The following is a 13,453-nucleotide window of genomic DNA, read 5'->3' as shown; positions in this document are numbered from 1 at the left end:
CTTTGGGGGCCTATTCGTTTTCATTTTTTATGTGTTAACAGCTACTTATTTTGATTTAGATAGCGATACGTCTGCTTGCAGTTCAAATAAATCAAACCTAAAAATAAGCAGGGTGTGACCAAGAAACCAAATTGGGGCTTAACGACCATCACGACCAACAAAAGAAACACCAACACAGTATTCAATAAACTAATGTACCATTTTCTCACTACATAATAGAAAGAGACATGGTAGATTTTTCGTATGGAGATTTCTGGATTTTTCACTTGGAGATAAAAATTATTGATCATCAGATTAATGGCCAAGATAATGAATATAAAAAAGAAAGGAATGAGCCATTTTCCGATTGGTTGGTCCATGAAAAACAGGATATCGACAAAAGAAATCACGATTACAAGATATCCTGGACCACCTAAGTACATACTTTTTTTCCATAACGAGCGATACAATTGAAAAAAAGTTTTGACTGGTACTTCATTTTCTTGGATTCCCTCGACAAACCAGGCAAAAGTTGTCATGGTGGCAGGTAAGAAAAAAAACAGACTTCCTAAGAAAAAGAGGCTATTCCTGATATCGATTGCAGTAGTTACTACGACTAAAAAAAATGGGAGATTCACAAGTAATAAGCATAAATTACCCGCCAGAAAACTATATGCTAAACGAAACAGCTTCATGTAAACATTCGTTTCAAATGTTTGCTTTTTAAACATAGCCTTTCCTTTCTATCCTTTGACCCCAGAAGAAGCAATACCTTCAACAAAATATTTTTGCATGGCTAAAAAGACGATCGCAACTGGTAAAACAGACAACACAGACGCTGCCATGATCAAGGCATATTCAGTATCATACAATCCGACGAACATTTTTAATCCTAATTGGATCGTTTTATTTTCTGTAGATGACAGATAAATAAAAGGTCCCATGTAGTCATTCCATGTATTGACAAAAGTGATGATCGTCAAACTAGCCAAAGCTGGTTTAGTCAATGGTAAGATGATCCTGCGATAGATGCCCCATTCGGATAATCCATCGATTCTTGCACTTTCGCAAAGTGAATCGGGAATACTACTATAGTATTGTTTCAATAAAAATACGCCAAACGCACTAAATGCTTGTAACAAAATCAAAGAAAGTAACGTATCAGATAATCCTAATTGCCGCATCATGATAAATTGTGGGATCATATAGGATTGCCATGGAACAGCGATCGTACCAATATATGCAAGAAAAAGGAGGTTTCTTCCTTTAAAGTGCATTTTGGAAAATCCATAAGCAGCAAAGCTTGATGTAAATAACTGGATCAGCGTAATCACGATACTTAAAATAGCTGTATTTTTGAAAAAGGTCAATAATGGAATGCGTGTCCAAATGACCGAATAGTTTTCTGGATGCCAGGTTTTAGGTATCCATTGGATCGGAACCGAAAAGACATCATTGTTTGCTTTGAATGACGCAGAGATCATCCAGATAAAAGGGATCAAAGTGAGCAGTGAAAAAATTAGAAGTAACGTAAATACTAAAATTTTGTGAAATGATTTTTTTTCTGATCGATTATTCATCCGTTTTCCTCCTTTACACTTTCTCTCGGATCTGATTCCATTTAAACTGGATGACTGTAATCACAAGGACGATGACAAACAAGACCATAGCAATCGCTGAAGCATAGCCGAAATTGAATTTTACGAGCGCTTCACTATAAACTTGATAAACTAACACATTGGTCGCACGCCCCGGTCCTCCATCAGTCATCACTTGAACAAGGTCAAAAATCTTGAAGCAGTTGATAACCAACATGATCGTCACAAAAAAGGTTGTTGGGCGCAATGCAGGCACGGTGATGTGGATGAATTGTTTCCATTTATTCGCACCATCCATTGCAGCTGCTTCGTACAATTCTTTCGAGATCCCTTGTAAGCCAGCTAAGTATAAAATCATGTAGTACCCCATTCCTCGCCAGACACTAACGATAATGATCGCTGTCAATGCCCAATCTGAACTAGACAACCAACCAGGGGGATTTTCGATAACCACACGTAAAAACTGGTTAATCGGTCCCATAGTAGGATGGAACAACATACTCCACACCACTGCGATTGCCACTAATGATGTGACATACGGAAAGAAAAAAGCTGTCCGAAAAAATTTGACTCCTTTGATTTTCTGATTCAATAAAATGGCCAAGCCCAATGAACATACCAATGTCAACGGAACCACACCGATCGTATACAAAAAGGTGTTTTTAAGAGAGAGCCAAAATGTATCATCCGATAACATGCGAGTGAAATTTTGCAGACCAACAAATTCGGGTGTACTAAAGGAATCCCATTTCATAAAGGCTAAAATCAATGAAAAAACAACAGGTACTAAAGTAAAAATCAAAAATCCAATAAAATTTGGCGCAATAAATGACCAAGCAATCAATGTATTTTTACGTTTTAGTTTACGTGAAGCTGACTTCGTTACTTCCATAGCTTGATGTTAAAAGAACCAATTGGTTCTTTTAACGCTCCCCCTTTCATTAAAGGCAATAACAGGTATTCCTGTTAGCTATACACTGAAGGCGTAGAGAAAGCTCCTTCAGCATATAGTTGACAAGATAGCGGAGGAAAATCATTTATCCCCCTTATTTATTTGATATGAAAATGAAAAAAATCTTACACCTTCAAGACAAAATTGCCACACACCTTTTTATTCACTTTCTTGTTTTACTCGTTTTTCCATATTACCAATTGCTTCTTTTGGTGTTTCGTCTCCTACTAAAATCAGTTCATGTTCTTCTTGTAAAATCTTATCGATAGCTGGTCCGTTTTCATCCACTGGAAACTCAATAGCGATTTTCTCCGGCTTGAAAGCTGTTTGTGAGACTTCGTCATTTGGCATTCCGTTGTGGCTAAAGTACAACTCATTGATCGCATCTGTTCGATAAGAAGGTACTACACCTACTTCTGCTAATACTTTAGCTCCCGCTTCACCCGAACAAAAATCAAGGAATTTTTGCGCTAGTTCTTGTTCTTTCGAGTTCTTATTGATTGCAAAGGCTGTTGGTGACCCAAATGTTTGGATTTCCTTTCCTTTTTCATTTTGTGGCATTTGAGAAATCCCCCACTCCACATCTGTTGTTCCAGCATCGATATTAGTCAACAAAGCGCCCATGTACCAAGAGCCCATATACATCATTCCTGCCTTGGAGTTTTCAAATTGAGATTGATAGGTCACATTCGTCGACTTGGCCGTACCAAAATCCATCTGTGCTTGGTCTTCTTGCATCCGCAATACACGGTCATAGTACTCACCTAAAAATCCATAATCTGGCTCCACCAGATTTTTATTATTTTGCGCAGCAGCAATCGCTTGAACAGTCGAACGCCACGTATGTTGGTATGCACCGTATACTTGCTCTTCTGGTTTTGAAAGTTCTTTCGCTAATTCTTCGTATTCTTCCCAAGTCAAATTATCTGGATAAGGCAATCCTGCCTCATCAAATAAATTTTTATTATAATAAAGCACCCAAAAGTCTGTACGATACGGTTGCGCATAGGTTTTTCCATCAATATCATACATCTCGTAGCTTTCCATTGCAGGGTCTGTGTCTAAATCTTTGATGTGTGAAGATAGATCGACTAATTGATCTCTTAATGCATAGTTTGAATAAGACAAGAGATTTTTCATCGTCAACACGTCTGTCGAATCTCCGCTAGCTAACATCGTGGTCAATTTCGTATCATAATCATCTGAAGCAATATCTACTGGTTTCACTGTTACCCCAGGATTTTCCTTTTCAAATGCCCGAAAAAGTTTGTCAAATTCTGGCGTAGTATCATAATTCCATGTACTGACTGTCAACACCGTTCCGTCCGTTTGATCTTGTGCTTGGTTTTCATTTCCGCAGGCCCCCAACCATAGCCCTCCACTAACAAGTAATCCAGTAACTAAACTTTTTTTCCAAAACTTCATATTCCAATTCCCTCCATTTCTTTCATCTTAGTTTTTTACCAGTAACTGTACCAAACTTTTTTCAGTCTTATCATGGCTTCTACATAGTAGTAATCCCCCCAGATCATGCACTCCTTCACTCCTTTATTTGATTTTTTGTCATAGACTCCTTCAAGTAACAAGCCGTTCGATTGTGGCGAATCCACACTTGTATATTTAGTTGATAACGTTTTCATAATTGTGATAGCAACAGTCCGATAATATTCTTTTTTCGGATCGCTTAATGGCAGTTGCTTCGCCAGTTCCAATAAACCACACACCGCGATTGCCGCAGCGGAAGTGTCTCTTTCTTCACCACTGCCATCATGAAATACTAAATCCCAATAACAGATAGTGTCTTCTGGTAAGCAGTCGATGAAATAGTTAGCCAGTTTTTTGGCTGTTTCTAAAAACGTGTAATCACCTGTATGATTATAACTCAGTGTAAAGCCATAGATTCCCCATGCTTGCCCACGCGCCCAACAAGAATCATCTGAAAATCCTTGTTGTGTCTTACCACCGATTGCTTTGCCAGTTTTCGGATCAAAATAATACGTATGATATGTCGTAAAATTATCACGAACGATGTAACGTTGTGTTTGTTTGGCATGGGCATAGGCAGCTTCTTTATAACTGCTCTCTCCCGTCATATTAGATGCAAAATACAGAAGCGGTAAGTTCATCAGACAATCGATGATCATACGCCCACGTTGGTGCTCATCCTTTAAATCTCCCCAAGCTTGAATGATCTGTGTATTAACGTCATAACGCTTCATCAGCCGATCCGCTGCTTGAATTGCTAATTCTTTTGAAGATTCCCGTCGGTTCACTTGATAATCAGCTACTGCTGAGAGTGTGTACAAAAAACCGATATCGTGCGTTTCAAGCGCAATGTCATTTTCAAGGCGTTGACGAAAAGATGCCAATTGTTTTTCGATCGTTGCATCAACCGCTTGGTCATTCGTCAGTTCTTTTACTAGGAAGAGCATCCCTATCCAAAAACTAGCTGTCCAATCCGTGTTTTCCTCTGGAACGTAGACAAGGTCTACGCTCGCAGCAGGTGGTACGGTATCTTGAAAAAGTGTCAGATTTTTTTTGACTTTATTAGTTACAAAATCAATTTCATGTGTCAACCAATCAAATTGTGTCATTCCTACCTCCATTATCTAATCGTTAGTTCGATCGTTTGATTCTTTTGTTGGATAAGTAATTTTTGTCCTTTTTGCTCAATAACTGGCTGGATCACTGTTTCACCAGGTAAAGTCCCTGAAACAAGGGATACAAGCAAGTGTTTGCCTGAGGAGATCTCAGCTGAGACAAAAGGTATCATCGTACGTGGGTAAAAGAGATTCGTATTTGGTTCCGTTCGCACAACATCCGCTTTTTCATACCCGATGATGCCCTCGATCTTTGAGATTCCGATACTTGTTTTTGCTTCGATACTTAACGTGTCTGCTTTTGGCAAAGTCTGTTCGAGAGGGACACTAAAACCTCCGTCATAAGCATGTATAGAATCTGTTGTTTCAATTTCATGAACTCTGACATGACAGTTTTCCAGTGGAACGATCGTGGAATGAATTTTGACGTCTTCCCACGGAGACCACTCATGGATGATACGATCAGGTAGAACAGAAAAATCTAGGTCTAACCCTTTCGGACGGAAATAATGACCATCTTTTGCCAAAGCTAACGTACTGTCGTAAGCACCTTCGTAATACCAATAATCAGATTTTGGGACACTGAAACCGAAGCGTGTCGAATAGACGAATTTACTATATTTGGCATGTGGGAAGCTTTGCTGATTGACAAACTGCCCAGCTGGGAAAGCTTGAAGATGCGTCAATGACTGATTGTATTGGTAAAAATTTTTACTTTCCGGCAATGCTAGCGTCTTTTCTTCAATTTGTAGTGGACATATTTCTGCTTGCCAATACGGATGATCATCAGGTACAGCCAATAAGAGAAAACTCTTCATTGCCCAATAAGGAGAACCCGGTCCGTTATACCCTTCTCCAAACACTAGATTTTGATAATGATATCCAACAGTTAGAAGCCCATCTGTCGAGAAAATCTCTTTATCCATCCAGTTTTCTAAATGACGACTAAGCAACCCTTTGATCTCACCCCAAGGGAGTGCTTCCACATCAGCGAACACCAAGGCACTGAAAAAGCTCGCTTGGGCAAAGCGGTATGTCAAGCTACGACCAAAAGGTAATGCTTCGCCATTAGCATCAAACCAATATTTAAATGTTTGAGCAAAAAGAACGGCCCGCTCTTTGATCCGTTTTGTGCGGACTGGATCTTGCTCTGCCATAAAACGGGCATATACTAAGCTGTAATAATGGATCGCAAATGAGACGTAGTAATCATATTGCGTATCTGCCCCGTCAAAATACCAACCATTGTCATTGTAAAAATGCTCGATCACTTCAAAATCTTGATCGATTTGTTGCTGTGAATAGGATTTGCCACATTTTTTCAATGCGATATTCACCAAGATACGGAAAAAATACCAATTATTTTTAGGTATTTTATGCGAATTGACTGTGAATAACCATTCTGCCAAGTTCGTCTGTTCCATCGAAGTTAAACGTCCCCAGATTTTTTCAGGATTCAAAAGCAACGTCGTACTTATTGAAGCCATCTCGACAATCAACTGGTCATAGTCTGTTACTGTCCCCCAATACTCATCACTCTGTGGATCAGTCCCTGCAATGATTCCTTTCAGATAATCAGATGCTAATTCAGCATCATCTTCGTCGACCAGATAAGGACCAAATCCCCAGAGTGGTCGTAAAAATGCTTCAACTTCTCTTGTTGCCTCTGAATAGACGGTGCCATGTGTTCCTAGTTTTAATTTACCCGGTTGATTTTTGTAATAAGGACGTAACGGTGCCATTAACTGACGAAAATTTTCTTGCCATTGTTTTTTTGTACGAAATTGTTGCATGTATATTCTCCCTTTCAATTAAAAATCCTTTGATAAACCCATAATATTCTCCGTAAACGATCACTTCATCGCCCACATTGATTGATGCTGCTTGTTCATTGAATACTTGGTAATCACTGGAACCACTTCTCAGAATAAAGCGATCGCCTTTTTCTATTTGTTCTTTACCATCTGATCGTATAATTTTTCCTTCGATTTTTACCCACTGATGCAATGGAACCTTCGCTGACTGATATTCTTTTTCAGTAAAAACATGCGCCTTTTGCTGGATTTCTTCTTTGATTTGATTTTCAAAAGCCTTCTCTTGTTGTCGGCTATTTGTTTGACATCCTGTACAAAAACTAACGATAAAAATGAATTGTAATCCGAAGAGAAATCGTTTGATTTGGCTCCCCTCCTAATGAAATCGTTTTCTTTTACTAAATTTTACCTAAAATTAGTAAAAAGTCAACATTTTTTTGGTAAAAAAATAAACATTTTTACTTGCCTTTTTACTGAAATCACCTATACTATAATTAATAAAGTCTATTATCCGGAGGTAGCTTATGGCGACGATCACCGACATCGCAAAGGAAGCAGGCGTATCGATTTCTACTGTTTCACGCGTTTTAAATTATGATGATACACTCTCAGCAACAGAAGAAACCAAACGTAAAGTTTTCGAAATTGCAGAAAAGCTGAACTACACTAAATATAAAAAGAAGGCAAAAAAAAATGGCAATTCTCACTCAGCAAATGGACTGTTGAAAAAAAAAGGTGTCCTTGGTTTGATTACTTGGCGCACGAGTGACGAAGAACTAGAAGATATTTATTACATGTCCATTCGTTTAGCTGCCGAAAAACGTGCAGTAGAACTTGGCTATCACGTCATTAACTTTTCCCAAAACGAACAACATCAAATCCAAGCAGTCGATGGCATCTTAGCAATCGGTAAATTCACGCAAGAAAAAATTGATGAATTAAATACTACTGCGCCAAATCTATGCGTCGTCGGATCAAATTTTCCTTTTCACGATTATGACTGTGTCAATACTGATTTTGGTCAAGCCACTGAAGTCGCACTTACTCATCTCTTAGATTTAGGACATAAAAAGATTGCCTATATCGGTGCAGAAGAAAGTGCCAATCTCTACGGGTATCGAACCTACAAAACACCAACGACTAATACGTATATCGATATGATGAAACATCATCAGCTATTCGACGAAAAATATTTTTTCGTAAAAGAAAATAGTTCTCTTGACGTCAAAACGAGTGAATCACTGACAGAAAAAGCCTTAGTACAATGGCAAGACGATCTACCGACTGCCATTTTAGCCGCAAATGATGCTTTTGCTATCGGTATCATCCATACATTGAATGCTCATCAGATCCAAGTACCTAAACAGATCAGCGTGATGGGTATCAATGATTTATCAATTTCTCGCTACATCACGCCACCCCTTTCAACGGTCAGAGCTTATACAGAGGAAATGGGCGAAACAGGCATCAATCTTTTACACGAACGTATCCACTCCCCTGGTATTGCGAAACGAATCCTATTAGATACAGAATTAATCGTCCGTGGCTCAACTACCCCACCAAATAAAAAGAACTCATGATTGATAGATGAACTTCCGATAAATAAGCTAGAAAACCCGAATTTTTAAAACTTTGGGGTTTTCTAGCTTATTTACGAAGGAATTGCTTCTGAAACACCATTTATTCAGTTGCGAGGATGTGTGTGTCACTACCTCATTCCATTAAACAAGTCCCACGCTTACCGCTGATAATCACGTGCCCTCATTTACTTTTGATCGCAATCTCGATCTGGATTGTTTCTTCTTTCAGCAACTGATAAGTCGCTTGGATCAGCGTAGCTTCATTTTTTTGGCCATAGTGATCGTAATAACTTTCTTTGATCAACTGCACAGGTTTTGAAAAATACATCTCACACTTTTCTTTTTCTCCTGTGATACATACCGTTTTCCCTATAACTTCCACTGGATTCGTCGTTATAAAATTTTCAATAACTAACTGATTTTCTTTTTCGAATGTAAATGCATCACTCAAAACAAGTTGTCGTTTCGAACGATCCACTTCTATTGTCCGATCCATCTGGCGTAGTCCTATCTGCGAAGGATACGTGGAAGCCAATTCTGTCTTGAAGACTCCACCAGTTCTCGTTGATTGAAAACTCGTATGTTCTGCCGCAACAGCTCCAGGTAATTGGTAACTGTTCGCAACGATAGGAATACTATGCCCAAGTGCGCTGTTCACTAAGAAAAGATAACGTGTTTTTTCATCAAAGTAATCTTTTGTATATTCTCCCGCTCCAAGATCGGTAAGAAATAAGTCTTCTCTCGTACCAAATACGAAATGACCAATATCTATATGATTATGGCTTTCATCATTTCGTCCTCCCTTTGCTGCAAACACCAAATTTTCTTTCGAAGATTGAAGAACGCCCCATGCTACATCCTCAAAATAATGAAGGACTTCTTTTTGATTATTCACAATATGTCTTTTTGACCAGAGTAAATTACGTAATAAAGGGGCAAAACGATAACAATGATCAAAATCTAAGTCATTGATTCTCACAACTTCAGGAATTGCGACATGGAACCTTTCCTGACAGAAACTCAATAATCCACTTGGTAAGTCCGCTGGGTGGTAGTCGGAAAACGGTATAGCCTCTGTTTCAGCGAGCATCACATCATTAGGGAAAGCCGCGATCTTTTTCACTTTATCACCCAACAGATAGCGGTCATCATCATAAACTTGTTGGTATTTTTCTGCAAAATAAATATAATAACCAAATCCATATGCCCAATAGCTGACGCCTTCCTCACATGCGCCATCCATCCCAAAACTTCGTAAATAAGAGGCCATACAACGATCTACTTTCCTCAATATCTCCGCTTGTGATTTACCGCCTTTTTCTTGTATATCCAAGGCAGCCATACCAATCGAACCACCTACAACCGCACTCCAATTGTTCTCAAATGATTCAAACGGCCATGTGTTTGTTACAAAAGGAACGAAGAGTCGTCGATCGATTTCCGACCGGATTCGAAACATCAATAGTTCAGATAATTCTTTCTCAAACAACTTGACTATCTCTGCTAACATTTGTCCTGTCTCAGCTGCAAATAAATCGATCCATGTCGGGGAATCCACACGAAAGTGATTCGCTTCAATTGGTAAATGAGCTGGTAAACTCCAACTATACTCATTGCAGATCCCCCACAAAACTTGTTCTAACCCTTCAACTACTTCGGCTTCTTTTTTTTGCAATAAGGACAACGCCAAGACAGTAGCATGTTTACGTCTTGCAAAGTACGCCTTCTCAAAAACCAATCGCTCTCCAGTCATCAAAAACTCTCTATACCCCGAGACTGGCAACTCAGGAACTACTTTATTCGTAAGATACTCTTTTTTGGCTTCTGACAGTTGCTTCAAAAAGTATTTTTTCATTGCTTATCCTTTCATCGGCTGATCATTCATGCCCCACAATTCAATTTGCGTCAATGCAGGAAACGGCGATGGGTCATTCGCTTGAATAAGATCACAAAAGCGAATAGTTTTGGTCTTTCTTGCACTAAATGAAAAATATTGTGGTTGAGCTGTTTTTTCGGTCGCAAACGTTTCACTAGTTCCATCGTCAAACTGAATCGTCACATTCGTCCAGTAACTATCATGTGGAAAGTCTGCTCGCCATGTAAAACCAACTTTATCCAATTGGACCTCTCGACCAAAACCAATCGTCAAAGCTGCATCAGCTTGCTGATTGATGCCCCAAGATTGAAATGGGTATGAACCATGAGAATGATTCGCGTATACGCCATCAATCGCATTACATGCAAAGAAAGTGGCATCATTTCTCGTTTCCACATTTGCACTCGCATGTGGATACGCACCAGTTTCTTCTTTTTGATCATGCGGATTCAACGCTAAATTACGATACATCTTCACTTCCTCTTCAGAAGCACAACGAACACTTAGATAATGTCGTCCCCCAGAAAAACGAGTCTCCGGTCTGGCTTTGATACGATTGGAATGAAATGATACTTCATAGGTCCATTTATTTCCCGGTAGATAGATCAGTGAACTTTCTAAAGTTTCATCTAGTTTGACCCATAGGTACCTCCCAGACTCATCCATTTCGACAGCAATTTGATCTCCTTCTTGGTACTCAAATTTTCTCATAGACAAATGCACAAAATTTTCTGCTGTCACAACCAAATCTTTTTCTATTTCTTCTTCTCCTTGAAAACTTTTTCTTGGAACTCTTTCTTTATCATAAATCGCTAATGTTAACTTCGTCATTTCACTACCCCCTAGTGATCATTTTTATCTATTATAACGTGACTGGCAAGAAAAGAAAACGATTTATTTTACTAAATATTTAGTAATTTAATTTTCGTTATTTAGTTAGAAATACTATTTCCATTTCTAATAAATTCAGATTCAAACTTGTTACTACTGCTAAAAATCATTGTTACCAACTGAATATCTCACTACATATTTATATCCATAAAATAAGTTTTTATTTAAAATAAAATTAGATTAAGTAAATAAATAACCTTGTATCTCTAACTAAAATTACACAAAATCAATTATATTCATTATTAAATTTAAGAAAAATGAGATTCAGCATAACGTTTTATCTATTTAAAATAATATTTCATCTAATTCACAAATGAAATTCACCGCTTAAAAATAAGTTTTATCAAAGATAATGCCAAAAAAAGTCGGGTAAATCATCGCTCATCGGAAATAGTTAAATAAAAATGTGAAAATAATGATAAAAAAATTGATTAAATTTTAAATAACTAATACACTATTAGTAATAACTATATTTTCATCTTCTAAAGTGTACTTATTATCAAATTCTACATTTGTCTTAAAGAAAGGTTTCTCTCATGAATAATTTACCTATGACATTACAATTAGATAATCAATTCAAACGACAGTATAACTTACTACAGTTTATACGTACGCACCAAAGTAAGAATTTAACCCTTAGTGATCTATCACAAAAATTAGGAATTTCAAAACCAACTTTACGAAAAGATATCGATATTATCAATCATTCCTTACCTACGATTGATTTTCAGATTACTTACAATGAACAAGGATTCTTACAAATAGACCCTCAAGAAATCTCTGTCGATTCAGTCATTACTATACTAGCTAAAGATACAACCATTTATCGTATGATGGATCTATTGCTTCATAACAAAACGTATAGTACAGAACAATTATCGGACTACTTGATGATCTCTCGTAGTTCAATTTTCAATATCATTCGTCATATGAATGAAGTACTGAAAGAGTATCGCATATCGAAAGCAACCGGTCCGCTCACTTTTATTGGCAAAGAAGAAGATATTCGTTTTTTACTCTTTTCTTTTTATTCAAGCTTTGGTGATAGTCAGATCATCGATTCTGATAGCAATCACCATGCGCATTCAATTATCGCTCATGGTCGAAAAAGTGGGATAACTTTTCTACATTTTAGCCATTTTCGTTTTTCGCTTTGGTTATCGATTGCTAAAGTTAGAGGGCAGTCTAAAAATTTTTGTCACTTTAACAATAGCACCGTTGCTTTAGTCAAAAAAATCGAGGCAATCAGCTGATTGAACATCTGATTGCCTCCTACTATTCTTCACTCTTCAAGCTAACGATTCCTGAATCAGAATCGCTATGGCTGTATCTTGTTTTTTTACATTGTGTCTCTTATTCAAATTGGCAAGGATTAGATGAAGAACGAACCTACGCCTTTCGTTGTCAAGAAGGTGCAGTGGTGGTCGATGCAGTCCAACGTTTTTTATTACAGGTTTTTCCAAAACAGATGCTGGATAATGGTGCTTTAGATAAAATCGAAGCCTTCTTGATCAATACGAGATTACTCTCAAAGATGAGCCCTTCATATGAAATGACCTCTGTTGCTTTGATTGATTTAATGAAAAAAAAATACCCAGAGCTTTTTCACCTTTGGCTTCAGCATTTAGAGCGATTAAAAGTCCATCCGATGTTTGAGTTCACACATCTTGATCATTTAGTTGCTAGCCTGACCACGTTCCATGCAACGATTTTAAGGATCAACTCACAACAACCTCTGAGGGTCATCGTAGCACTACAAAGTTGTCCCTCGATGGACGATTATATTATTCAAGAAGCAGAATTACTCTTCTTGCGACAAATCTCAGTCAAATTTTTGATTGAACAACCAGTGACAAAAAAAGAAATCAATGATCATCAAGCCAACCTGATCATCTGCAACTATGATCTACATGTAAACGAAGATTTCCCGTGTCCGATTCACCGTTTGCCTAATATTCCTACATAAGAGGATTGGACGCTTCTAATGGATAGAATCACTCATTTAAATTCAGCCACTTCCACAACAAACTATACAGGCTATTTTTAATCACTTAGATATTTTTCCTGGCGTATATTATCCGTTCGTATATATGTCTCAATGCCGATAACGTCAAACAAAGAAAAAAGCACCAACGTATAGACTACATTAGTGCAAAATACCGG

The 13,453-nt window shown here is 37.8% G+C and carries 12 protein-coding genes and 1 tRNA gene (1 of these 13 cut by a window edge); 3 read left to right on the top strand and 10 right to left on the bottom strand.

Annotated features, from left to right (window positions below):
* Positions 1–41: 41 nt before the first annotated feature.
* The 7 genes from IGJ99_RS05275 to IGJ99_RS05245 all read right to left on the bottom strand — a co-directional run bounded on the left by IGJ99_RS05275 (position 42) and on the right by IGJ99_RS05245 (position 7,136).
* Positions 42–710 carry a DUF624 domain-containing protein gene (locus IGJ99_RS05275; RefSeq protein WP_062805430.1) on the bottom strand — a complete coding sequence of 223 codons (669 nt, stop codon included), beginning with the start codon at positions 708–710 and terminating at the stop codon, positions 42–44.
* Positions 711–722: 12 nt separating this feature from the next.
* Complete coding sequence (locus tag IGJ99_RS05270; RefSeq protein ID WP_019724157.1) at positions 723–1,559, bottom strand: carbohydrate ABC transporter permease; 837 nt, start codon at positions 1,557–1,559, stop codon at positions 723–725.
* A 13-nt stretch (positions 1,560–1,572) separates the two neighbouring features.
* Entirely contained in the window at positions 1,573–2,469 is an 897-nt protein-coding gene (locus IGJ99_RS05265) for a carbohydrate ABC transporter permease (protein WP_224434631.1), read from the bottom strand.
* 219 nt (positions 2,470–2,688) lie between these two features.
* Positions 2,689–3,954 (bottom strand): ABC transporter substrate-binding protein, encoded by a 1,266-nt coding sequence (locus tag IGJ99_RS05260; protein WP_010735826.1) that lies wholly within the window; start codon positions 3,952–3,954, stop codon positions 2,689–2,691.
* A gap of 35 nt (positions 3,955–3,989) precedes the next feature.
* Positions 3,990–5,123, bottom strand: coding sequence for a glycoside hydrolase family 88 protein (locus IGJ99_RS05255; RefSeq protein WP_438770659.1), 1,134 nt, complete (start codon positions 5,121–5,123; stop codon positions 3,990–3,992).
* 11 nt (positions 5,124–5,134) lie between these two features.
* Positions 5,135–6,922: a DUF2264 domain-containing protein gene (locus IGJ99_RS05250; protein ID WP_224434629.1), complete on the bottom strand. Its 1,788-nt coding sequence runs from the start codon at positions 6,920–6,922 to the stop codon at positions 5,135–5,137.
* On the bottom strand, positions 6,831–7,136 hold the full coding sequence (locus IGJ99_RS05245) for a hypothetical protein (protein WP_438770658.1): 306 nt from the start codon (positions 7,134–7,136) through the stop codon (positions 6,831–6,833). The genes IGJ99_RS05250 and IGJ99_RS05245 overlap by 92 nt, the downstream gene beginning before the upstream one ends.
* Positions 7,137–7,467: 331 nt before the next feature.
* Between IGJ99_RS05245 and IGJ99_RS05240 the strand changes: the two genes are divergently transcribed.
* Positions 7,468–8,523 (top strand): LacI family DNA-binding transcriptional regulator, encoded by a 1,056-nt coding sequence (locus IGJ99_RS05240; protein ID WP_023519434.1) that lies wholly within the window; start codon positions 7,468–7,470, stop codon positions 8,521–8,523.
* 181 nt (positions 8,524–8,704) lie between these two features.
* Here IGJ99_RS05240 and IGJ99_RS05235 read toward each other — a convergent pair whose 3' ends face one another.
* A complete protein-coding gene (locus IGJ99_RS05235) occupies positions 8,705–10,378 on the bottom strand; it encodes a hypothetical protein (RefSeq protein WP_375152181.1) in 1,674 nt (557 codons plus the stop codon).
* Between the two features lie 3 nt (positions 10,379–10,381).
* Positions 10,382–11,230 (bottom strand): hypothetical protein, encoded by an 849-nt coding sequence (locus IGJ99_RS05230; protein WP_137072144.1) that lies wholly within the window; start codon positions 11,228–11,230, stop codon positions 10,382–10,384.
* Between the two features lie 596 nt (positions 11,231–11,826).
* On the opposite strand from IGJ99_RS05230, the gene IGJ99_RS05225 reads away from it, so the two are divergent.
* Both IGJ99_RS05225 and IGJ99_RS05220 read left to right on the top strand, forming a co-directional pair.
* Positions 11,827–12,543, top strand: coding sequence for a helix-turn-helix domain-containing protein (locus IGJ99_RS05225; RefSeq protein WP_224434627.1), 717 nt, complete (start codon positions 11,827–11,829; stop codon positions 12,541–12,543).
* Positions 12,544–12,710: 167 nt separating this feature from the next.
* Positions 12,711–13,256 (top strand): hypothetical protein, encoded by a 546-nt coding sequence (locus tag IGJ99_RS05220; RefSeq protein WP_438770657.1) that lies wholly within the window; start codon positions 12,711–12,713, stop codon positions 13,254–13,256.
* A 191-nt stretch (positions 13,257–13,447) separates the two neighbouring features.
* Here the strand turns inward: IGJ99_RS05220 and IGJ99_RS05215 are convergent.
* A tRNA-Leu gene (locus IGJ99_RS05215) sits at positions 13,448–13,453 on the bottom strand (it continues 78 nt past the right edge of the window).

The organism is Enterococcus sp. AZ095b (genome assembly GCF_051714725.1).
GTDB lineage: Bacteria > Bacillota > Bacilli > Lactobacillales > Enterococcaceae > Enterococcus_B > Enterococcus_B pernyi.
The sequence above is the reverse complement of the archived record's forward strand: the minus strand, read 5'-3'. Positions and strand labels throughout refer to the sequence as shown.

Excerpts from the sequence above, each read along its gene's own strand:
- IGJ99_RS05275 (WP_062805430.1), bottom strand. The coding sequence starts at position 710 with ATGTTTAAAAAGCAAACATTTGAAACGAATGTTTACATGAAGCTGTTT.
- IGJ99_RS05270 (WP_019724157.1), bottom strand. The coding sequence starts at position 1,559 with ATGAATAATCGATCAGAAAAAAAATCATTTCACAAAATTTTAGTATTT.
- IGJ99_RS05265 (WP_224434631.1), bottom strand. The coding sequence starts at position 2,469 with ATGGAAGTAACGAAGTCAGCTTCACGTAAACTAAAACGTAAAAATACA.
- IGJ99_RS05260 (WP_010735826.1), bottom strand. The coding sequence starts at position 3,954 with ATGAAGTTTTGGAAAAAAAGTTTAGTTACTGGATTACTTGTTAGTGGA.
- IGJ99_RS05255 (WP_438770659.1), bottom strand. The coding sequence starts at position 5,123 with ATGACACAATTTGATTGGTTGACACATGAAATTGATTTTGTAACTAAT.
- IGJ99_RS05250 (WP_224434629.1), bottom strand. The coding sequence starts at position 6,922 with ATGCAACAATTTCGTACAAAAAAACAATGGCAAGAAAATTTTCGTCAG.
- IGJ99_RS05240 (WP_023519434.1), top strand. The coding sequence starts at position 7,468 with ATGGCGACGATCACCGACATCGCAAAGGAAGCAGGCGTATCGATTTCT.
- IGJ99_RS05235 (WP_375152181.1), bottom strand. The coding sequence starts at position 10,378 with ATGAAAAAATACTTTTTGAAGCAACTGTCAGAAGCCAAAAAAGAGTAT.
- IGJ99_RS05230 (WP_137072144.1), bottom strand. The coding sequence starts at position 11,230 with ATGACGAAGTTAACATTAGCGATTTATGATAAAGAAAGAGTTCCAAGA.
- IGJ99_RS05225 (WP_224434627.1), top strand. The coding sequence starts at position 11,827 with ATGAATAATTTACCTATGACATTACAATTAGATAATCAATTCAAACGA.